Source organism: Sphingomonas sp. TF3, from assembly GCF_003985085.1.
Taxonomy (GTDB): domain Bacteria; phylum Pseudomonadota; class Alphaproteobacteria; order Sphingomonadales; family Sphingomonadaceae; genus Sphingomonas.
Genome location: NZ_RWKS01000009.1, coordinates 141,459 through 160,505 on the forward strand (window position 1 = coordinate 141,459; position 19,047 = coordinate 160,505).

Consider the following 19,047-nt stretch of genomic DNA (forward strand, 5'->3'; position numbering starts at 1 on the left):
ATGCAGCCGGCCCAAATGGCATTGCCGCTCGACTGGCCTGCCGATCCGCGTGACGACGAATTTCTGATTGGTCCATCGAACGCCCGCGCGGTGCAGCAGCTCGAGCGCTGGAGCACCTGGCCGGTGATGGCCGTGGTGGTCACAGGCCCACGCAAATCAGGCCGGAGTCTGCTCGCCCGGATCTTCGCCGCCAAGACCGGTGGCGGTTTGATCGACGATGCCGAACGGCAGAACGAGACGGCGATTTTCCATGCCTGGAACCGCGCACAAGAGGATCGCCGCCCGGTCGTGATCGTCGCCGATGCGCCGCCGCCGGAATGGTCGATCAAGCTCCCCGATTTACGCTCGCGGCTGAGCGCAAGCCCGACGATCCGGATCGGCGATCCGGACGAGAGCCTGATGCGCGCGCTGTTCGAGCGGCAGTTCCTGCGGCGCGGGCTCGATGCCCGGCCGGAGTTGATTCAATGGCTCGTGGTCCGGGTCGAGCGCACGCATGTTGCGCTGCTACGCGCGGTCGATGTGCTCGATCAAGTCGTGCTGGAAAGCCACAAACGCTTGTCGATTCCGCTCGCACGGGCCACATTGGAGGAAGCGGGGTTGATCCCCGGTCGCGCACCCGAATCGATGGAAAACCCATGACCCGACCCGCCCATATTGCGAGCCTGGACCACGACGACGACCCCTTTGCGGGGAGCGAGGGCAGCGACCGGTATTTCAATCGCGAGCTGTCGTGGCTCGCCTTCAACCGGCGTGTGCTGGAGGAAGCGTGCAATACGGCGCACCCGCTGCTGGAACGGCTGCGGTTTTTGTCGATTTCGGGCTCGAACCTCGATGAGTTTTTCATGGTCCGAGTGGCTGGCCTGAAGGGGCAGCAGCTTCAAGATGTCGCCCGCTTGTCGAGCGACGGGCTCACCTCGGGACAGCAACTCGCCGCGATCGTCGCCGAAGCCGACGCTCTGGTGACGAGCCAACGCGACGTGTGGCGCGACCTGCGTCGCCAGTTGGCCGAGACCGGCATCGCCGTGCTCAGTTCGCGCACGATCGATGAAGCGCTGTCGCCCGAGGACCTGCACTGGCTGGAGACGCAATTCCGCGAGCAGCTTTTCCCGATCCTGACGCCGCAGGCACTCGACCCGGCGCATCCTTTCCCGTTCATGCCCAATAAGGGGCTGGCGGTGATGTTCGATCTGGTGCGGATTTCGGACGAGCAGCCGATCCGCGAACTGGTGATGATCCCGGCACCGATGCCGCGCTTCATCCGCTTGCCGGGGGAGAAGGCCCGCTATGTCGCGGTCGAATCGCTGGTGAAGCGCTTCGCGCCGTTGGTGTTCCCCGGCTACCGCGTCATCGGCGGTGCCGAGTTCCGCGTGCTGCGCGACAGCGACATCGAGATCGAGGAAGAGGCGGAGGATCTCGTCCGCTATTTCGCCAATGCCATCAAGCGCCGCCGTCGCGGCCGGGTCATCCGGCTCGAGCTGGAAAGCGGGATGCCCGAGGGGCTGGGCGCGGTACTGCGCGACGAGCTTGGCGGATCGGATGCCTTCGTCACTGAAAGCGGAGCGTTCCTGGGCGTCGGTGACTTGGAGGCGATCGTCGATGAGGATCGTCCGGACCTGAAATTCACGCCCTTTTCGCCGCGCTTCCCCGAGCGCATCCGCGAATATGGCGGCGACTGTTTTGCCGCGATCAGCGCCAAGGACATTGTTGTCCACCACCCGTATGAAACCTTCGACGTGGTGCTGGCCTTCCTCAAACAGGCCGCAGCGGACCCCGACGTGGTCGCGATCAAGCAGACGCTCTATCGTGCCGGCAAGCAGCCCGCCGTCATCAACGCGCTGATCGCCGCCGCCGAGGCCGGCAAATCGGTGACTGCGGTGGTCGAGCTGAAGGCGCGCTTCGATGAGGAGCAGAATCTGCTCTGGGCGTCGGCGTTGGAGCGGGCCGGGGTGCAGGTCGTCTATGGCTTCATCGACTGGAAGACCCATGCCAAGGTCTCGATGGTCGTCCGCCGCGAGAACGGGCAATACCGCACCTACTGCCATTTCGGTACGGGCAACTATCACCCGATCACAGCGAAGGTGTATACCGACCTCAGCTTCTTCACCGCCGACCCGCGGCTCGGGCGCGATGCCGCGCAGATGTTCAACTACATCACCGGCTATGTCGAACCCGAGAATATGACGCTGATCAGCTTGTCGCCCCGCGACTTGCGTCCGCGCCTGATGCGGCTGATCGACGCCGAGATCGCCAATGCGCGCGAGGGCAAACCCGCCGCAATCTGGGCCAAGATGAATTCGGTGGTCGATCCCGCCGTGATCGAGAAATTGTACGAAGCCTCAAACGCAGGGGTCGAGATCGACCTGATCGTACGCGGAATTTGCTGTCTGAAGCCCGGCGTCCCCGGCATGTCCGAGAATATCCGCGTCAAATCGGTGATCGGCCGCTTCCTCGAACACAGCCGCATCTGGGCGTTCGGCAATGGCAAGGCCTTGCCCAATGACGGTGCCAAGCTGTTCATTTCCTCCGCCGACTGGATGCAGCGCAATTTCGACCGGCGGATCGAATATATGCTGCCGATCGAGAATCGGACTGTTCACAAACAGATTCTCGACCAGGTGATGGTCGCCAATCTGATCGACAATGAGCAAAGCTGGGAATTGCAGGCCGATGGCAGCTATGTGCGCGTCCAGCCGGGCGAGCGACCATTCAACCTGCACCGCTATTTCATGACCAATCCGTCGCTGTCCGGTCGCGGTGCCTCGCTCGCCGCAAGCGGGTCGGTGCCGAAGCTGTCGCTGCGAAACCGGCGTTAGTCGCCCGATGGCGACCCTTCTGTTCCGCAAGGCGAAACCCGAAATCACGGGAGAACCACGCACCGGCATCATCGACATCGGGTCCAACTCGATCCGTCTGGTCGTCTATCAAGGCCCGGAACGCTTGCCCGCGATCCTGTTCAACGAAAAGGTGATGGCAGGGCTCGGTCGCGGCCTGGCCGAGACCGGGACGATCGCCGAATCGGGGCTTGCGGTTGCCAGTGACGCCCTGGCACGCTTCGCCGCCGTCGCGCGCGAGATGGAGGTGACGCGGCTGCGCACCGTTGCAACCGCTGCTGTGCGCGATGCGACCAACGGCAAGGTCCTGCTCGACACGGCGCGCGATCTCGGGCTCGAGGTCGAGCTCCTGTCCGGCGAACAGGAAGCGACGGCGGCCGGACACGGTGTCTTGTCGGCGATCCCCGCGGCCGATGGGATCGTCGGCGACCTTGGCGGCGGCAGCCTTGAGTTGATCCGCATCAGCGGCGGCAAGGTGGGCGAGCGCGTCTCTTTCCCGCTTGGCGTGCTGCGGCTCGGCGCGCTGCGCGACAAAGGGCAGGGCGCTCTCCAGCGCCAGGTCGCGCGCTTGCTCGATGCCGCCGGGTGGACCGGCAAGGGCGCAGGGCTGCCGCTGTATCTGGTGGGCGGATCCTGGCGCGCGCTGGCGCGGCTTGACATGCATTTGGGCAGCTATCCGCTGCCCGTCATCCACGAATATGCGATGTCGGCCGAAGCGGTCGCGCGGATGGGGCGCACGATCAGCCATGTGAACAAGGCCTGGCTCCGCGCGATCCCGGGCCTGTCGGCGGGGCGCGCCGCGACGCTGGGCGATGCGACCGCCTTGCTGGTGGTGTTGCTCAAGCATTTGCAGATCGAGACGACGATCGTCTCGGCCTTCGGCTTACGCGAGGGGCTGCTGTACGGCGCGCTCGACGAAAGCGTGCGCGCGCAGGACCCGCTGATCGTCGCAACGCGTGATGAAGGGCGGCGGCATGGCCGCTTTGCCGAACATGGCGATTTGCTCGATGGCTGGATCGCGCCGCTGTTCACGCGCGATGCGCCGGACATGGCGCGACTACGGCTTGCGGCATGTTTGCTTGCCGATGTCGGCTGGCGTGCCAACCCGGAATTTCGCGCCGAACGCGGGGTCGAAATCGCACTGCATGGCAATTGGGTCGCAATCGATGCGCGCGGCCGCGCGCTGGTGGCGCAGGCGCTCTACACCAGCCTTGGCGGCGGCACCGAAACGCCCGCGCCGCTGGGCGTTCTCGCGACACCGGCGGACTTGCGCCACGCGGTGTTGTGGGGGCTGGCGATGCGGCTGGGCCAGCGAATGAGCGGTGGATTGGCCGGGCCGCTGCAACGCTCGTCGCTCGCCGATGATGGCAACACGCTCACGCTCAGCGTCGCGTCGGGGGATCTGGCACTTTACAGCGAAACGGTGGAACGTCGGCACTCGGCGCTTGCTACCGCGCTCGGGCGCAAGGCACTGATCCTGGCGCGGTAGCGCCTGCGGTCGCGTCAATGGTCGGTGCTGGGCTCCGATGAAGCGGTCGTCATTGCTTTCATCGCAGCGGTCATGGCGGCCTCAACCTGTGCTTGCGCAGCCGCGATCGCGTCCCGTTGCTGCTTCATGGCAACCTCGATCGCCGATTGCACAGCGCCCGTCGCGATGTGTTGCTGTTGTTGTGCGGCCTCCATCGCAGCTTGCACTGCGGCCATCGCGGCCTGGTGCTGTTGCTGGGCGGCGGCCATCCCTGCTTCTACCGCATCTTGCGCCGGTCGCTGCGAGTCGCCTTGCCCGGCGTGCGGTTGCGATGGATCCTGCTCAATCATAAGTGGTACTCGCTTTGGGCGCGGCGGCGTCTGAACCCGAGGGGTGATCTTCGCCCACATAGTCCTGGGAGATCGCGACAACCATCCGCAGCGTTTCGATCGCCTTCGTAATCAGATGCTGCCCTTCCTTAGCAGCCTCCAGATAGATGCGATCGTTGGTTGCAAAAAAGCGCGCCAGCCCGGCTGCGGATGCCGCTGTGGCAATCATCGTGGAATTGCGCAGTGCATCGGTGGCATCCTGCACCGCGATACTAAGCGCCAGCCTGATTTGCGGGTCGGCATTCTGCATCATTGCTCAGCCGCTGCTGGCTTGGGCGAGGGAGCCGCCACTGCCGCCGCGATGCGCGCGAGCGCGGCGGTCGCCGCCTCCGCATCCTGACCGGCTTGCACAACGCGCGCCTTCAAGACATCGACGGCCAACCGCGCCTGCTGCTCGTAAACCGCGACGATTGCCGAGTTCGGCGAGTGCGCGCCGGGACCGGGCGGGAGCGGTGCGCCCAGGATTTGGGCACAAGCCGCCGCCGTCGTCGCGGATGCGATCGTCGCATCAGCTTGCTGGCGGATCACGGCCTGAAGCTGCCCCAGCGCAATGGCCTGGGCGCTCGCCAGTTCGACCATCGCCGCGGCGGGATTGTCGGCTGCGCCTTTGGTCAGCGCCTGGATTGCCGCTAGGCTGTCCAACACCTGCGCGTTGACCGTAGCGAACGGTTCCGCGGCAGCCTCGGCCGCTGGATTTGTGTCGGTGTGGTCTTGCACTATCGTCCGCCTTTCAGGCTACGCCAGAAGCGACGGGACCAGCCGCCGGTTGGCTTTCGGCCACCGGGGCCATCGCGGCGGGACTGTGCAACGTGTTGGCCTGGGCGTAGATCAGGGCGACGCCCTGCGCCGTGGCGGCCTGGGCTGTGATATAGGCCTGTTGCTGCGCGAAGGTAGCGTTGTGCGCAGCCATCGCGATCGCCTGGGCGACTGCCTGATAAAGCGAGGCCAACGCCACGGCGGGGGCGGAACCAAGCGTGACCACGCCAGCTTGCGAAACAGAATCGGTGATCTGGCTGTTGACGGCGGTAGGATAAGCCATGGGTCGTGCTCCGGATTTGGTCGTTCGAGACGAATGTGTGGGGCGTTAAAGCCCCCTCACACGACCCGACTGCAAAATATCTTCCGTGGAGGCTCCCGTGCTTGCGGTATCGATCGAATATAGGGTGGCAACCCCCATCGTCGTGGCCGCTTGCGCTGTTACGTAGCTTTGTTGCTGTGCCGCTGTCGCATTGTGCGCGGCATTGGCCAGCGCCTGCGCGGTGGCCTGATACAGATTTCCCATCGCAATCGCCGGGCTCTCACCCAGAACCTTGACGTTGGCTTGTGTAACCGAGTCGGTGACTTGATCGTTGACAGAGGTCGGAAAGGCCATGAACGTTCTCCCGCTACAAAAAGTTTCGATATCGAAACTTTGCATGGCGAACGTTACCGGTCAATGAAACCCGGAACGAAAGAAACGGGGCTGGCTGATCGTCAAAATTATTGCGGATAGACCGGGGCGTCCTCGGTGCGCGTCATCTTCAACTTGCCGTTCACCACTGCAAAGGCCAGCCGCCCCTCGACCAGGTCGAGCGCATCGCGGCCGAATTGGTCGAAGCGCCAGCCCTCCAGGATCGACAAACCGCTGCGTTGACCCGCGGCCAACGCGTCGAGATCATCGGTGCGCGCAAGCAAGCGCGCCGCCACGTCGATTTCCTTGGAGCGGATCTTGAGCAGCAGCTTGAGCAAATCGGCAACCAGCGCGCCATCCTTGCCCATGCCGGGCTTGCGGTCGTCGCGCGAGGGCAGTTCCTCGGGGGACATCGGTTGGGCATGTTCGAGCGCCGCCATCAGCCGCGCGCCGATATCGTTCTGCGCCCAGGTCGCGGAAAGACCGCGCACCTTGGCGAGATCGGCCTGTTTGCGCGGGGCGTGTCCAGCAAGATCGGCGATCGTCTCGTCCTTGACGATGCGGCCGCGCGGCAGATCTTTGCTGCGGGCCTCGATTTCGCGCCAGCGTGCCAGCGCCTTCAGGCGGCCGAGCACTTCGGGCTTGCGGCTGGGCACCTTGATCCGACGCCAGGCTTCCTCGGGATCATTGGCGTAATTTTTGGGGTCGCCGAGGCGCTCCATTTCCTGGTCGAGCCAGGCCCCGCGCCCGGTGCGGCGGAGCCGCTCGAGCATTTTGGGGAAGATCTTGGCGAGATGCGTCACGTCGCCAATCGCATATTCGATCTGCCGCGCGTCGAGCGGACGGCGGCTCCAGTCGGTGAAGCGCGCGCCCTTGTCGACGGTGATGCCGAGATAGGCATCGACCAGATTGGAATAGCCGACCTGCTCGCCTTGCCCCAGCGCCATCGCGGCGACTTGCGTGTCGAACAGCGGGTGCGGGGTGGTGCCGGTAAGGTTGTAGACGATTTCGAGATCCTGCCCGCCGGCGTGGAAGACCTTCAGCACATCCTCATTATTGACCAGCAATTGCAGCAACGGCGTCATGTCGAGGCCGGGGGCGAGCGGATCGATCGCGGCGGCTTCGTTCACGTCGGCAATCTGGATCAGGCAGAGTTCGGGCCAGAAGGTGTTCTCGCGCATGAACTCGGTATCGACGCAGACGAAGTCGGCTTCGGCCAATCGGGTGCAGAGATTGGCGAGGGTGGCACTGTCGGTGATGAGCGGATGGATATGCATACAGCCCCCCATAGCGAGCGCCGGGCGGGTTGACAAAGGTGGGTGGGGGAGGGAAGCGCAGCGGCTATATTCGCCGTCACCCCGGCGGAGGCCGGGGCCGCTGCGTTGTCAGGCGTTGCGCTTCGATACACAGCGGCCCCGGCCTTCGCCGGGGCGACGAACATGAGAAGATTTATGCACGCCTATCGCACTCATACCTGTGCCCAGCTTCGCGCCTCCGATGTCGGGGCCTCGGTCAAGCTTTCCGGCTGGATCCACCGCAAGCGCGACCACGGAAACCTGCTGTTCGTCGATCTGCGCGACCATTATGGCATCACCCAGATCGTTACCGACAGTGACAGCCCGACGCATGCAGTGCTCGACAAGTTGCGCCCCGAGTCGGTCGTCACCATCACTGGCGACGTGGTTGCGCGCTCGCCCGAGACGGTGAACGCGGCGCTCCCCTCGGGCGAGATCGAACTGCGCGCGCGCGATGTCGTGGTACAGTCGGCGGCGCAGGAATTGCCGATGCCGGTGTTCGGCGAGAATGAATATCCCGAGGAAATCCGCCTCAAATATCGCTATCTCGATTTGCGGCGCGAGCGGCTGCACGCCAACGTGCTGCTGCGCTCCAACGTCATTTCCTCGCTGCGCCAGCGCATGATCGGCCAGGGCTTCACCGAATTCCAGACGCCGATCCTGACCGCCTCGTCGCCCGAGGGCGCGCGCGATTATCTGGTGCCGAGCCGTGTGCATCCGGGCAAGTTCTACGCGCTGCCGCAGGCGCCGCAGATGTTCAAGCAGTTGCTGATGGTGGCGGGCTTCGACCGCTATTTCCAGATCGCGCCGTGCTTCCGCGACGAAGATGCGCGTGCCGACCGCAGCCCTGGTGAATTCTACCAGCTCGATTTCGAGATGAGCTATGTCACCCAGGACGACGTATTCGCCGCGATCGAGCCGGTGCTGCACGGCGTGTTCGAGGAATTCGCCAATTGGCAGGGTAAGGGCCGCACCGTCTCGCCGCTGCCGTTCAAGCGCATTCCGTACCGCGAATCGATGCTGAAATACGGCAATGACAAGCCCGATCTGCGCAACCCGATCGTGATCAGCGACGTGTCCGAGCAGTTCAAGGGTTCGGGCTTCGGTCGCTTCGCGTCGATGGTCGAGGCGGGCGATGTCGTGCGCGCGATCCCGGCGCCCGGCACAGCCGAGAAGAGCCGCAAATTCTTCGACGAAATGAACAGCTGGGCGCAGTCCGAGGGCTTCCCGGGCCTTGGTTATGCCACGCAGAAGGACGGCGTGTTCGGCGGGCCGATCGCCAACAACCATGGGCAAGAGGGCATGCAGGCGATCGCCGCTGCACTCGGCATCGGGCCGAATGACGGCATCTTCTTCTCGGCGGGCAAAGAAGCCCAGGCGGCCAAGCTTGCGGGCCTCGCGCGCACCCGCGTTGCCGATCAGCTCGGCCTGATCGACCAGAAGCGCTTCGAATTCTGCTGGATCGTCGATTTCCCGATGTTCGAATATGATGAGGACGCGAAGAAGGTTGATTTCAGCCACAACCCCTTCTCGATGCCGCAGGGCGAGATGGAAGCGCTGGAGACAAAGGACCCGCTCGACATTCTCGCGTACCAATATGACATCGTCTGCAACGGCATCGAATTGTCGTCGGGCGCGATCCGTAACCATCGCCCGGAAATCATGTACAAGGCGTTCGAGATTGCCGGGTACACGCAGGCCGATGTCGATACCAATTTCGCGGGCATGATCAACGCCTTCAAGTTCGGCGCACCGCCGCATGGCGGCTCGGCCCCGGGTGTCGACCGCATCGTCATGCTGCTGGCCGACGAGCCCAACATCCGCGAGGTCATCACCTTCCCGATGACGCAGAAGGCCGAGGATCTGATGATGGGCGCGCCCAATTTCGCGACGCCAAAGCAGTTGAAGGAACTCAACATCCGCGTGACCGGCGACGCCGCGCGAGCACAAGAGGGTTGAGGATGCCCGGAAGCGCTACAGCAGCGCAGTGGAGCCGCCGTGGCGTCATCGGCGCGGGGCTCGGCTTGCTGGCGGCACCGGTGCTCGGTGCCGAGATCGCTTCCGGCACCGCAGTCACGCCGCATATTCTGCGGCTGGCACCGGGGCTCGACCGCATTCTTGATCCAAATGCGCCGATCGAGACGATCGCAACGGGAATCCGCTGGGCCGAAGGGCCGGTATGGGTGCCGCGTGGGAACTATCTGCTGTTTTCCGACCCTCCGGCAAATATCATGCGGCGTTGGTCGCGCAGCACCGGGACATCGGTATTCCTTTCGCCTTCTGATGCGGTCGCGCCCGATCCAGCGACCGTGCGCGAAGGCGGCTCGAATGGCCTGACGCTCGATCACGCCGGAAACCTGCTGATCGCTGGCAGTGGATCGCGCGCGGTGGTGCTGCTCGATCTCAAGACCAAACGCCGGACGGTGCTGGTCGATCGCTATCAGGGCAAGCGCTTCAACAGCGTCAACGATCTGTGCGTCGCGGCGGACGGCGCGATCTATTTCACCGATCCGCCTTATGGGCTGGTCGGGGGCGACCAATCGCCGCTGAAGGAACAGCCGCATAACGGCGTTTATCGCTGGGCACCCGGCGGCGCGGCGGTGCTGGTCGATGGGACGCTCACGCGGCCCAATGGCATTGCTTTGTCACCCGACGGCAAGACGTTGTTCGTGTCGGTTTCCGATGAGCAGGAACCGCGGATTATGGCTTATGCGCTTGATGCGCGCGGGATGCCGACGTCGCGCAGGCTCTGGCTCGACGCCAAGCCGATGCTCGCCAACGCCGCGCCGGGCCTGCCCGATGGCATGAAGATCGCGCGCGACGGTACGCATTTCAACAGCGTGCCCGGCGGGATGATGATCCTCACGCCGGACGCCGAGCCACTCGGACTGATCGCCACCGGCGCGCCGATCCCCAATTGTGCGTTTGGTGAAGACGGTCGCACGCTGTTTCTGACGGCGAATGACCGCATCCTGCGCCTGCGGTTGAAGGTTTCTGCACTATGACGATCTCCCTGTCCGATTATGAGTCGGGCAAGCCCTATGCGGGCGATTACGAAGCGGATCTGATCGCGCTGCAAACCCGGCTCGCGCATATCCAGGTCGCGCATATCGTCCACCGCAAGCGCGCGATCGTTTTGCTTGAGGGTTGGGACGCGGCGGGGAAGGGCGGGATCATCCAGCGTCTTTGCGCCAATTGGGACCCGCGCAATTTCGAGGTGTGGCCGATCAAGGCACCGACCGAGGACGAGCTCGACCGGCATTTCCTGTGGCGCTTCTGGCAGAAACTTCCCGCCAAGGGCGACATCGCAGTGTTCGATCGTAGCTGGTACGGGCGCGTGCTGGTCGAGCGGGTCGAGGGCTACGCGACCGAAGCCGAATGGAAGCGCGGCTATGACGAAATCAACGAGTTCGAAGCGCAACAGGCCGATTCGGGCACGACGATCGTCAAGCTGTTCGTCCATGTGACGCAGGATGAGCAGGACAAGCGCCTAAAAGACCGGCTCGACCATCCTTGGAAACGCTGGAAAACCGGGCTCGAGGATTATCGCAACCGGGCCAAGCGCGCCGACTATCTCGATGCGATGCACGACATGTTCAAGCGCACCGATACGCGCTGGGGTCGGTGGACGATCATCGACGGCAACGACAAGAAAGCAGCGCGGATCACGGCGCTGACCACGATTGCCGAGCAGCTCGAAGCGCAGGTCGACATGACTCCGCCCGTGCTCGATCCCGAAATCGAGAAGGTCGCGCGCACCGCACTGGGGCTGCCACCGACGCCCGCCGCCTGAGGCGGAGGGCGGCGCGGCTAGACCCAGAGCAGGACGATCGGCACTACGGTGCCAAGCACCAGCAAGATGATCGAAATCCGCCGCATCGCGCGGCTGGCGAGCGCGATCACGATGCCCGTAATCGTCGACAGGCTGAGCGCGATCGACAGCAGAACGACGAAGATCTTGAGCGGCAGGGGTGAGGGGCGTTTTGCGGCACCGGCGCTCGCTTCCGCACGCGGCTTCTGCGCTTCAGCGGTGCCGGGCGCGGGCTTGGGCTTCTCCGCCTTGCGTTCACGCGGCGGGCCCTGATCCTTATGGACGCTGGCGAGCCACACGATCCAGTTGGGCGGCGTGCCGCCATAGCCCTTGGCTTCCTGCAACCGGAAGGTCTGCAGCGCGCCGCTGATCGCGAACAGCAGGATCATCGGAGCGAAGAACAGCCCGAGATAATGGTGATAGCGGCGCAGCAGCCGAAGCGTGTTGGGTCTCATGCCGAACGGCTAGCCGACCGGTGCCGCGGGAGCAACCGCAACCGCGACACCTACGCCGTATCGTCCTATATGTTTTCCCAAAGAACGGGTTATGCGGCCGCGAAGACGCCGTCGTCGTCCATCACGTGCAACACGCCGTCAGCTATGGCAAAATAAGCCCCGCGAAGCTTCAGCGTGCCTGCGGCCTCGCGCTCGGGAATACAGGGGAAGGTTCGCAGGTTGGCGATGCTCACCCGCACCGTTTCCAGTTCCAGTTCATGGATCGCCTCGGGCCCGGAACCGTGTTCCGCCACGATCCGATCGCGCGCGTCGTCGAGCATGTCGACCCAGTGATCGATGAAGCCGCCTTCGCCCGGGGCCTTGCCGGCGAAGGCCTGGGTCATCGCGGCGTGCACGCCGCCGCATTGGCCGTGGCCCATGACCACAACTTCAGACACCTCCAATTGTGTCACTGCGAATTCGAGCGCGGCCGAAACGCCGTGGCGTCGTCCATCCAGCTCGAACGGCGGCACCAGATTGGCGACGTTGCGCACGACGAAGATCTCGCCCGGCGATGTGTCGAACACCTGCGCGGGATCGACTCGGCTGTCGGAACAGGCGATCACCATCACCTTGGGGCTTTGACCCTTGGACAATTTGGCCCAGCGGTCGCGCTGGCGGGTCCATTCACTGTCGCGAAAGCGGCGATATCCGCCGATCAGATCTGAAAAATCGGTCATGGGGGCCGTGTATCCGCCCTCAGGGGGGGGTGGCAAGGGCGCGCGGCAGTCGCTATCTGCCACGCATGAACGAGATGTCCCCACTCGCCCGCCCGCGTCAACGCAAGCCCGACTGGATCCGCGTGAAGGCGCCAGGCGGCACCGCCTTTGGCGAGACCAAGGCGATGATGCGCCGCCTGAACCTCAACACTGTGTGCGAGGAAGCGGCGTGCCCCAATATCGGCGAGTGCTGGACCAAGAAACACGCCACGGTGATGATCCTGGGCGACACTTGCACGCGCGCCTGCGCCTTCTGCAATGTGAAGACCGGGATGCCGCGTGCGGTCGACGCGCTCGAACCGCAGCACACCGCCGATGCCGCCGCCGAGCTGGGGCTCGAACATATCGTCATCACCTCGGTCGATCGTGACGATCTGCCCGATGGCGGCGCGTCGCAATTCGTGAAGGTGATCGAGGCGCTGCGCCGCACCACGCCCAATACGACGATCGAGATCCTGACCCCCGATTTCCGCAACAAGACGCAAGCGGCGGTCGAGTCGATCGTGGCCGCGCGTCCGGATGTCTACAACCACAACCTCGAAACCGTGCCGCGTCTCTACCCGACGATTCGCCCCGGCGCGCGTTATTATGCGTCGTTGCGGCTGCTGGAGAGTGTGAAGCGTCACGATCCCTCGATCTTCACAAAATCGGGCGTGATGCTGGGTCTGGGCGAGGAACGGCTCGAAGTGCATCAGGTGATGGACGACATGCGCTCGGCCGAGATCGATTTCCTGACGATGGGGCAGTATCTGCAGCCGACCCCGCGCCATGCCAAGGTGATGGACTTCGTCACCCCCGCCGTGTTCGATGCCTATGCCGCGATCGCACGCGCAAAAGGGTTCCTGCTGGTCGCGAGTTCGCCGCTGACGCGGTCGAGCTATCATGCCGGTGACGATTTCGCCCGCCTGCGCGCCGCGCGGGAGGCAAAGCTCGCCCAGCGCTGATGCCACGCCATTCCGAAACGCGGCGGCTGCCCTACACGCCCGAACAAATGTTCGATCTGGTCGCTGACGTTGCCCGTTATGCCGAGTTTTTGCCGTGGGTATCGGCGATCCGCGTGCGCTCGAACAGCGAAACGCAGATGGTTGCCGACATGATCGTCGGCTTCAAAGGCTTGCGCGAAACCTTCACGTCGAAGGTCGAGAAACACCGGCCCGAGCGGATCGAGGTCGAATATCTCGACGGGCCGCTCAAATATCTGCGCAATGAATGGGCGTTCCGGCCCGACGGGAGCGGCTGCGCGGTCGATTTCACGGTCGATTTCGCGTTCAAGAATCGCGTGTTCGAAATGTTGGCGGGCCAGGTGTTTGGCACCGCCCTGCGCAAGATGATCGGCGCGTTCGAGGACCGCGCCGCCGTGCTTTACGGGGCTTCCTCGGCCTCAGGCGCGGTATCGTCCTCGGATGGCAGCAGCAGTTCGAGCGCGCACAACGCCGCCTGAAGCCGCACGCCGCCACGCCCGAGGTCGCCGAAATCCTTGCGATCGGCGACGACATGCCCAGGATCGGCACCACGTTCGGCACGGGCAAACACCACCGTGCCGACCGGCTTCTTCTCAGTGCCGCCGCCAGGGCCTGCCACGCCCGTGATCGCGACCGCGACATCGGCACCGCTCGCCTCCAGCGCGCCCTGCGCCATGCTCCACGCCGTCGCTACCGAGACGGCACCGAAGGTTTCGAGCACATCGGCACTCACCCCCAGCATCTCCAGCTTGGCGTCGTTGGAATAGGTGACGAAACCGCTCTCGAACATTTCGGACGAACCCGCGATTTCGGTGATTGCGGCGGCGACGAGGCCGCCGGTGCAGCTTTCGGCGAGCGCCACGCGGCGGCCGGCGGCGAGATTGGCGGCAACTACCTTGCGGGCGGCCTCCACCAATTGGGCGGGCAGGATGGTGTCCATCGTTATCGCTCCCCTGGAACCCGGACGGTGGCGGCGGCCTGCGCCGCAATCCCCTCGCCACGTCCGGTAAAGCCCAAACGTTCGGTCGTCGTCGCCTTGATGCTGACCTGATCGGCGTCGAGCCGCAAGAGCTCTGCGATGCGGTCGCGCATCGCGACGCGGTGCGGGCCGATCTTGGGGGCCTCGCAGATCAACGTCAGGTCGATGAAATCGATGATCCCGCCGCTCGCCGCGATCAGTGAGGCGGCGTGTTGCAGGAACTGCGCCGAATCGGCACCGCGCCATTGCGGGTCGCTGGGCGGGAAATGCGTGCCGATATCACCCGCCGCGATCGTGCCGAGCAGCGCATCTGTGATGGCGTGGAGTGCGACATCTGCATCGCTATGCCCCGACAGACCCTTGTCATGCGGGATCAGCACGCCGCCCAGCCACAATTCCTCGCCTGCCTCCAACCGGTGGACGTCGAAGCCGGTGGCGGTGCGAGAGCGCATCGTGGTGGCAAGCCGCGCCTCGGCGGCAGCGAAGTCGGCGGGATGGGTGATCTTTTCGAGCATGGGGTCTCCTTCGACCAGCGCGACTCGGCCACCGGCGGCGCGCACCATTTGCGCGTCGTCGGTCGGTTCGTCGCCGGTCCAGCCGCGATGCGCGGCGAGGGCTGTGGCAAAGTGAAAGGCTTGCGGGGTCTGGATGCGGTGCAAGGCATCGCGGGCAACGGTTTCGCCCAGCTCGCTCTCGCCGCGCGCGAGCGTGTCCGCCACCGGCAAAGCGGGGACAGCGCCGTTATGCGTGTCGAGCGCCGCGATCAGCCGGTCGATCACGGCCGCGCCCAGGAACGGGCGAGCCGCATCATGGATCAGCACGCGGGCAGGGGCGTCGTCCGCCAGCGCCTCCAGCCCCGCCAGCACAGACATGCGCCGTGTTGCGCCGCCGGTGACATGCTCTGCCTCACCGATGGCTTCGTATAGTGCGGCCTCCTGATCGGGACCGATCACCACGATGACGCGGTCGATCGCGGAATGGTTGCGCAAGGCGGCATAGCTGTGCGCGAGCACCGCCTTGCCGCCAAGGCGGGCATATTGCTTTGGAACGGTGCTGCCCGAGCGGACGCCGGTGCCGGCGGCAACGATGATGGCGGCGGTCTTGGTCGAAGTCATGCCGCGCGCCTAGCCCAAGCCGTGGCCGCCCGCCAGCCCGCCTTGCTGCAGGACGGGCTTTCGCCTATAGGCTGCCCGTTTTTCAGGCAGATCCCATCCCGTGACTTCGCGTACTCTTGCCCCTCTGAACGTCGGTCCCGTGACGATCGCGAGCCCGGTGATCCTGGCACCGATGACCGGCGTCACCGACATGCCGTTCCGCACGCTGGTGCGGCGCTATGGCTCGGGCCTCAACGTCACCGAGATGGTCGCGAGCCAGGCGGCGATTCGCGAAACGCGCCAGTCGCTGCAAAAGGCGGCGTGGCACCCGATCGAGGATCCGGTATCGATGCAGCTCGTCGGCTGCACGCCCTATGAAATGGGCGAAGCGGCGAAGCTGAGCGAGGATCGCGGTGCTGCGATCATCGACATCAACATGGGTTGTCCCGTGCGTAAGGTCACCAATGGCGATGCGGGCTCCGCGCTGATGCGCGATCTCGACAATGCCGGTGCGATCATCAAGGGCGTGGTCGAGGCGGTCAGTGTGCCCGTCACGCTCAAGATGCGCATGGGCTGGGATCACAGCAGCCTCAACGCGCCGCAACTGGCGCGGATCGCGCAGGACCTGGGGGTGAAGCTGGTCACCGTCCACGGGCGCACGCGCAACCAGATGTACAAAGGCAGTGCCGACTGGGCGTTCATCCGCACTGTGAAAGACGCGGTGACGATCCCGGTGATCGCCAATGGCGACATCTGCTCGATCGAGGATGCCGAGGCGGCGCTCGACCAGTCGGGCGCGGACGGCGTGATGATCGGGCGCGGTTCTTATGGGCGGCCATGGCTGCTGGGCCAGGTGATGGAGTGGTTCGCCAGCGGCCGCCGCGTGGCCGATCCCTCAATCGAGGAACAATATACCGTGATTGCAGAGCATTACGAAGCGATGCTCAGTCATTACGGGAACGAGACCGGCGTCAATATGGCGCGCAAGCATATCGGTTGGTACACGCGCGGCCTGCATGGCTCTGCCGAATTCCGCAATCGCGTGAACCAGATCGCCGATCCGAAGGTCGTTCAGGCGATGCTCGCCGAATTCTACGCGCCCTGGTGCAGTCGCGCCGCCGCGTGAACACGGCCGCCGGTCCCGATTTCGCAGACTTGTTTGCCGCGCTGCCGGTGGCGGTGCTGGTGGTCGACCCCGAGTCACGAGTTGCCCATGCCAATGCCGAGTGCGAAGCGCTGCTCAATCTGTTCGAGCGCGCGATGCTGGGACAGCCATTGGCGTCGATCCTGAAGGCACCGGAGGACGAAAATCCGCGCGACAATCACGGTTTCGCGGCGTTCGATGTCGAGATCGCGCTCAAGCGCGGCGGCAAGGTGCGCGTCGATTATATCGAGTCGCGGATCGCCGATTATCCCGGCTGGCAGACGATCACGCTGCATCATGCAGCCACCTCGCGCCGGATGGGGCACAATGCCGATCGCGCGTCGGCTGCGCGCGCCGCAATTGGCGCGGCAGCGATGCTGGCGCATGAAATCAAAAACCCGCTCTCGGGCATTCGCGGCGCGGCGCAATTGCTGTCCAAGGGCAAGGGCGCGGCGGAACTGACCACGCTCATTACCACCGAAGTCGACCGGATCGCGGCGCTGATCGACCGGATGCAGGATTTCACCGATACGCGCCCGTTGCAGCTTGTGCCCGAGAATATCTATCCCCTGCTGGATCATGCCCGGCGCGTCGCGCTCGCCGGTTTCGGGCGGCATGTGGTGATCGAGGAACGCTTCGATCCGTCGCTGCCGCCGGTCCAGATCGACCGCGACGCGACGCTGCAAGTGGTGCTCAATTTGCTCAAGAATGCGAGCGAGGCCGTGCGCGACCAGGCCGATGCGCGGATTACGCTGGCCACCGCTTATCGCCACGGCATGGCAATTGCGCCCGCCCCCGGCAAACCCCGCCGACCACTCCCGATCGAAATTTGCGTGATCGACAATGGCCCTGGACCACCCGCCGATATTGCCGAACATCTGTTCGACCCGTTCATTTCGGGCAAACCCGAAGGGCAGGGGCTTGGCCTTGCGCTTGTCGACAAACTGGTGCGCGATATGGGCGGGATCATTCAATTTGCGCGCGAAGGAACCCCGCCGATGACCGTGTTTCGCATCATGCTGCCGCGTGGGGGTGCATGACCCGCACCGGACGGATCCTCGTCGTTGATGACGATGCCGCCATCCGCACGGTGGTTGGGCAAGCGCTGAAACGCGACGGCCACCGCGTGATCGTCGTGGCGACGGTCGCCGAGGCCGAAGTGCACCTTGCCGCGACAGCGCCCGACGTATTGGTCACCGACGTGGTCCTGCCGGACGGTAACGGCCTCGATCTGGTCGAGCGCGTTGTTCAAGCGCATCCGGGCTTGCCGGTGATCGTGCTGTCGGCGCAGAACACGTTGACGACGGCGGTGCGCTCGACCGAAGTCGGCGCGTTCGATTATTTGCCCAAGCCATTCGACCTCGACGTGCTGTCCCGCACCGTCCAGAGCGCGCTCGCCCGGGGGGCGGGGGCTGTGGCCGATCCGATCGAGGCCGAAGATCGCGCGCTGCCGCTGATTGGGCGGTCGCCGGCGATGCAGGATGTCTATCGCATCATCGCGCGCGTCGTTTCGAATGACCTCACCGTGCTGATCTCGGGCGAATCGGGCACCGGCAAGGAACTGGTTGCGCGCGCGATCCATGATTTGGGGCCGCGCCGCCGTTCGCCCTTCATTGCGCTCAACATGGCCGCGATCCCGCGCGAACTGATCGAAGCGGAGCTGTTTGGCCATGAGCGCGGTGCCTTTACCGGCGCGCAGGCGCGATCGGCCGGGCGGTTCGAGCAGGCGGCGGGCGGCACGTTGTTCCTCGACGAAATCGGCGACATGCCGATGGAGGCGCAAACGCGGCTGTTGCGCGTGCTGCAATCGGGCGAGTTCACCACCGTCGGCGGTGCCCGCACGATCCGCGCCGACGTGCGCATCGTTGCGGCCACCAATCGCGATCTCGCGCAGTTGGTGACGATCGGCCAGTTTCGCGAGGATCTGTTCTATCGCCTCAACGTCGTGCCGGTGCTGCTGCCTGCCTTGCGCGCGCGGCGGCAGGATATCGCGCTGCTCGCGCGCCATTTCCTCGACCGCGCAGCCGAGGACGGCTTGCCGCGCAAGCAGCTCGATCCCGACGCGATCGCCGTGATCGAGGCCTATGACTGGCCGGGCAATGTCCGCGAGCTGGAAAATATGATGCGGCGCATTGCCGTACTGGCGCGCGACGAGCGGATCGATGCCGATGAGATGCGCGCCATGTTGGGTGGCGCACTGCCGTTGGTGCCGATGATTGGCGATGCGGGAATCGAAGCGGCCATTCGCGCTCGGATCGAGCGGCTGGCGATAGAGGAACCCGCCGCGCTTGACGATGGAACGCTTTATGACCGAATCATCGCCGAAGTGGAGCGGCCGCTGATCGAGGCGCTGCTGGCGCGTCACGGCCAGAACCAATTGCGGGCTGCGCGCGCCTTGGGAATCAATCGCAACACGCTGCGCAAACGTTTGGATATGCTCGGTATTGCCCCCTGAACGGGCGACGAGCCGG

21 protein-coding genes are annotated in these 19,047 nt (G+C 64.7%); 11 read left to right on the forward strand and 10 right to left on the reverse strand.

Translation table 11 applies throughout. The features are described 5' to 3' along the window. Positions 1-15: 15 nt before the first annotated feature. From EJC47_RS10345 to EJC47_RS10355, 3 genes are read left to right on the forward strand one after another with little or no spacing between them, the layout of a single operon-like run. On the forward strand, positions 16-639 hold the full coding sequence (locus EJC47_RS10345) for an HdaA/DnaA family protein (protein WP_033967193.1): 624 nt from the start codon (positions 16-18) through the stop codon (positions 637-639). Beyond that, the gene (locus EJC47_RS10350; protein ID WP_033967194.1) at positions 636-2,813 is read left to right on the forward strand and encodes an RNA degradosome polyphosphate kinase; all 2,178 of its coding nucleotides are present in this window, start codon (positions 636-638) and stop codon (positions 2,811-2,813) included. Before EJC47_RS10345 ends, EJC47_RS10350 begins: the two co-directional genes overlap by 4 nt. A 7-nt stretch (positions 2,814-2,820) precedes the next feature. Beyond that, a complete protein-coding gene (locus tag EJC47_RS10355) occupies positions 2,821-4,320 on the forward strand; it encodes a Ppx/GppA family phosphatase (protein ID WP_126847376.1) in 1,500 nt (499 codons plus the stop codon). A gap of 14 nt (positions 4,321-4,334) precedes the next feature. Here EJC47_RS10355 and EJC47_RS10360 read toward each other — a convergent pair whose 3' ends face one another. From EJC47_RS10360 to rnd, 6 genes are all read right to left on the reverse strand, one after another. Continuing rightward, positions 4,335-4,649: a hypothetical protein gene (locus EJC47_RS10360; RefSeq protein WP_126847378.1), complete on the reverse strand. Its 315-nt coding sequence runs from the start codon at positions 4,647-4,649 to the stop codon at positions 4,335-4,337. Further along, positions 4,642-4,941, reverse strand: coding sequence for a hypothetical protein (locus tag EJC47_RS10365; RefSeq protein ID WP_126847380.1), 300 nt, complete (start codon positions 4,939-4,941; stop codon positions 4,642-4,644). The genes EJC47_RS10360 and EJC47_RS10365 overlap by 8 nt, the downstream gene beginning before the upstream one ends. After that, on the reverse strand, positions 4,938-5,405 hold the full coding sequence (locus EJC47_RS10370) for a RebB family R body protein (protein ID WP_185867635.1): 468 nt from the start codon (positions 5,403-5,405) through the stop codon (positions 4,938-4,940). Before EJC47_RS10370 ends, EJC47_RS10365 begins: the two co-directional genes overlap by 4 nt. A 13-nt stretch (positions 5,406-5,418) precedes the next feature. Then, complete coding sequence (locus EJC47_RS10375; protein WP_126847384.1) at positions 5,419-5,727, reverse strand: RebB family R body protein; 309 nt, start codon at positions 5,725-5,727, stop codon at positions 5,419-5,421. A 45-nt stretch (positions 5,728-5,772) separates the two neighbouring features. Continuing rightward, positions 5,773-6,060: a RebB family R body protein gene (locus EJC47_RS10380; RefSeq protein ID WP_033967199.1), complete on the reverse strand. Its 288-nt coding sequence runs from the start codon at positions 6,058-6,060 to the stop codon at positions 5,773-5,775. A gap of 107 nt (positions 6,061-6,167) precedes the next feature. Further along, a complete protein-coding gene (gene rnd, locus EJC47_RS10385) occupies positions 6,168-7,355 on the reverse strand; it encodes a ribonuclease D (RefSeq protein ID WP_126847386.1) in 1,188 nt (395 codons plus the stop codon). A gap of 174 nt (positions 7,356-7,529) precedes the next feature. Between rnd and aspS the strand changes: the two genes are divergently transcribed. From aspS to EJC47_RS10400, 3 genes are read left to right on the forward strand one after another with little or no spacing between them, the layout of a single operon-like run. After that, positions 7,530-9,332 (forward strand): aspartate--tRNA ligase, encoded by a 1,803-nt coding sequence (gene aspS / locus EJC47_RS10390; RefSeq protein WP_126847388.1) that lies wholly within the window; start codon positions 7,530-7,532, stop codon positions 9,330-9,332. 2 nt (positions 9,333-9,334) lie between these two features. Beyond that, positions 9,335-10,378: an SMP-30/gluconolactonase/LRE family protein gene (locus EJC47_RS10395; protein WP_126847390.1), complete on the forward strand. Its 1,044-nt coding sequence runs from the start codon at positions 9,335-9,337 to the stop codon at positions 10,376-10,378. Continuing rightward, positions 10,375-11,166, forward strand: a complete 792-nt coding sequence (locus tag EJC47_RS10400; RefSeq protein WP_033967202.1) for a polyphosphate kinase 2 family protein — start codon at positions 10,375-10,377, stop codon at positions 11,164-11,166. The genes EJC47_RS10395 and EJC47_RS10400 overlap by 4 nt, the downstream gene beginning before the upstream one ends. Positions 11,167-11,183: 17 nt before the next feature. On the opposite strand, the gene EJC47_RS10405 is transcribed toward EJC47_RS10400, so the two are convergent. Further along, positions 11,184-11,639: a hypothetical protein gene (locus EJC47_RS10405; protein ID WP_126847392.1), complete on the reverse strand. Its 456-nt coding sequence runs from the start codon at positions 11,637-11,639 to the stop codon at positions 11,184-11,186. Positions 11,640-11,728: 89 nt separating this feature from the next. Next, positions 11,729-12,358, reverse strand: coding sequence for a carbonic anhydrase (locus EJC47_RS10410; protein WP_126847394.1), 630 nt, complete (start codon positions 12,356-12,358; stop codon positions 11,729-11,731). Between the two features lie 65 nt (positions 12,359-12,423). On the opposite strand from EJC47_RS10410, the gene lipA reads away from it, so the two are divergent. Continuing rightward, a complete protein-coding gene (gene lipA / locus EJC47_RS10415; protein WP_126847396.1) occupies positions 12,424-13,341 on the forward strand; it encodes a lipoyl synthase in 918 nt (305 codons plus the stop codon). Continuing rightward, the gene (locus EJC47_RS10420; RefSeq protein WP_033967207.1) at positions 13,341-13,838 is read left to right on the forward strand and encodes a type II toxin-antitoxin system RatA family toxin; all 498 of its coding nucleotides are present in this window, start codon (positions 13,341-13,343) and stop codon (positions 13,836-13,838) included. The genes lipA and EJC47_RS10420 overlap by 1 nt, the downstream gene beginning before the upstream one ends. On the opposite strand, the gene EJC47_RS10425 is transcribed toward EJC47_RS10420, so the two are convergent. Together EJC47_RS10425 and EJC47_RS10430 are read right to left on the reverse strand one after the other, a co-directional pair. Beyond that, the gene (locus tag EJC47_RS10425) at positions 13,760-14,299 is read right to left on the reverse strand and encodes a CinA family protein (RefSeq protein WP_010402752.1); all 540 of its coding nucleotides are present in this window, start codon (positions 14,297-14,299) and stop codon (positions 13,760-13,762) included. The genes EJC47_RS10420 and EJC47_RS10425 overlap by 79 nt on opposite strands. 2 nt (positions 14,300-14,301) lie before the next feature. Further along, positions 14,302-15,453, reverse strand: a complete 1,152-nt coding sequence (locus tag EJC47_RS10430; RefSeq protein WP_126847398.1) for a bifunctional 2-C-methyl-D-erythritol 4-phosphate cytidylyltransferase/2-C-methyl-D-erythritol 2,4-cyclodiphosphate synthase — start codon at positions 15,451-15,453, stop codon at positions 14,302-14,304. 100 nt (positions 15,454-15,553) lie between these two features. Here EJC47_RS10430 and dusB point away from each other — a divergent pair, with 100 nt between their 5' ends. The 3 genes from dusB to ntrC are packed head-to-tail and all read left to right on the forward strand — an operon-like array spanning position 15,554 to position 19,031. Continuing rightward, the gene (dusB, locus tag EJC47_RS10435) at positions 15,554-16,558 is read left to right on the forward strand and encodes a tRNA dihydrouridine synthase DusB (protein WP_126847400.1); all 1,005 of its coding nucleotides are present in this window, start codon (positions 15,554-15,556) and stop codon (positions 16,556-16,558) included. Beyond that, positions 16,534-17,616 (forward strand): two-component system sensor histidine kinase NtrB, encoded by a 1,083-nt coding sequence (locus EJC47_RS10440; protein ID WP_126847476.1) that lies wholly within the window; start codon positions 16,534-16,536, stop codon positions 17,614-17,616. Before dusB ends, EJC47_RS10440 begins: the two co-directional genes overlap by 25 nt. Next, positions 17,613-19,031, forward strand: a complete 1,419-nt coding sequence (gene ntrC / locus EJC47_RS10445) for a nitrogen regulation protein NR(I) (protein ID WP_126847402.1) — start codon at positions 17,613-17,615, stop codon at positions 19,029-19,031. Before EJC47_RS10440 ends, ntrC begins: the two co-directional genes overlap by 4 nt. Positions 19,032-19,047: the final 16 nt, after the last annotated feature.

Excerpts from the sequence above, each read along its gene's own strand:
- EJC47_RS10430 (WP_126847398.1), bottom strand. The coding sequence starts at position 15,453 with ATGACTTCGACCAAGACCGCCGCCATCATCGTTGCCGCCGGCACCGGC.
- EJC47_RS10350 (WP_033967194.1), top strand. The coding sequence starts at position 636 with ATGACCCGACCCGCCCATATTGCGAGCCTGGACCACGACGACGACCCC.
- EJC47_RS10420 (WP_033967207.1), top strand. The coding sequence starts at position 13,341 with ATGCCACGCCATTCCGAAACGCGGCGGCTGCCCTACACGCCCGAACAA.
- EJC47_RS10365 (WP_126847380.1), bottom strand. The coding sequence starts at position 4,941 with ATGATGCAGAATGCCGACCCGCAAATCAGGCTGGCGCTTAGTATCGCG.
- EJC47_RS10360 (WP_126847378.1), bottom strand. The coding sequence starts at position 4,649 with ATGATTGAGCAGGATCCATCGCAACCGCACGCCGGGCAAGGCGACTCG.
- EJC47_RS10400 (WP_033967202.1), top strand. The coding sequence starts at position 10,375 with ATGACGATCTCCCTGTCCGATTATGAGTCGGGCAAGCCCTATGCGGGC.
- EJC47_RS10375 (WP_126847384.1), bottom strand. The coding sequence starts at position 5,727 with ATGGCTTATCCTACCGCCGTCAACAGCCAGATCACCGATTCTGTTTCG.
- EJC47_RS10380 (WP_033967199.1), bottom strand. The coding sequence starts at position 6,060 with ATGGCCTTTCCGACCTCTGTCAACGATCAAGTCACCGACTCGGTTACA.
- rnd (WP_126847386.1), bottom strand. The coding sequence starts at position 7,355 with ATGCATATCCATCCGCTCATCACCGACAGTGCCACCCTCGCCAATCTC.
- lipA (WP_126847396.1), top strand. The coding sequence starts at position 12,424 with ATGAACGAGATGTCCCCACTCGCCCGCCCGCGTCAACGCAAGCCCGAC.
- ntrC (WP_126847402.1), top strand. The coding sequence starts at position 17,613 with ATGACCCGCACCGGACGGATCCTCGTCGTTGATGACGATGCCGCCATC.
- EJC47_RS10405 (WP_126847392.1), bottom strand. The coding sequence starts at position 11,639 with ATGAGACCCAACACGCTTCGGCTGCTGCGCCGCTATCACCATTATCTC.
- aspS (WP_126847388.1), top strand. The coding sequence starts at position 7,530 with ATGCACGCCTATCGCACTCATACCTGTGCCCAGCTTCGCGCCTCCGAT.
- EJC47_RS10425 (WP_010402752.1), bottom strand. The coding sequence starts at position 14,299 with ATGGACACCATCCTGCCCGCCCAATTGGTGGAGGCCGCCCGCAAGGTA.
- EJC47_RS10355 (WP_126847376.1), top strand. The coding sequence starts at position 2,821 with ATGGCGACCCTTCTGTTCCGCAAGGCGAAACCCGAAATCACGGGAGAA.
- EJC47_RS10395 (WP_126847390.1), top strand. The coding sequence starts at position 9,335 with ATGCCCGGAAGCGCTACAGCAGCGCAGTGGAGCCGCCGTGGCGTCATC.
- EJC47_RS10410 (WP_126847394.1), bottom strand. The coding sequence starts at position 12,358 with ATGACCGATTTTTCAGATCTGATCGGCGGATATCGCCGCTTTCGCGAC.
- EJC47_RS10345 (WP_033967193.1), top strand. The coding sequence starts at position 16 with ATGGCATTGCCGCTCGACTGGCCTGCCGATCCGCGTGACGACGAATTT.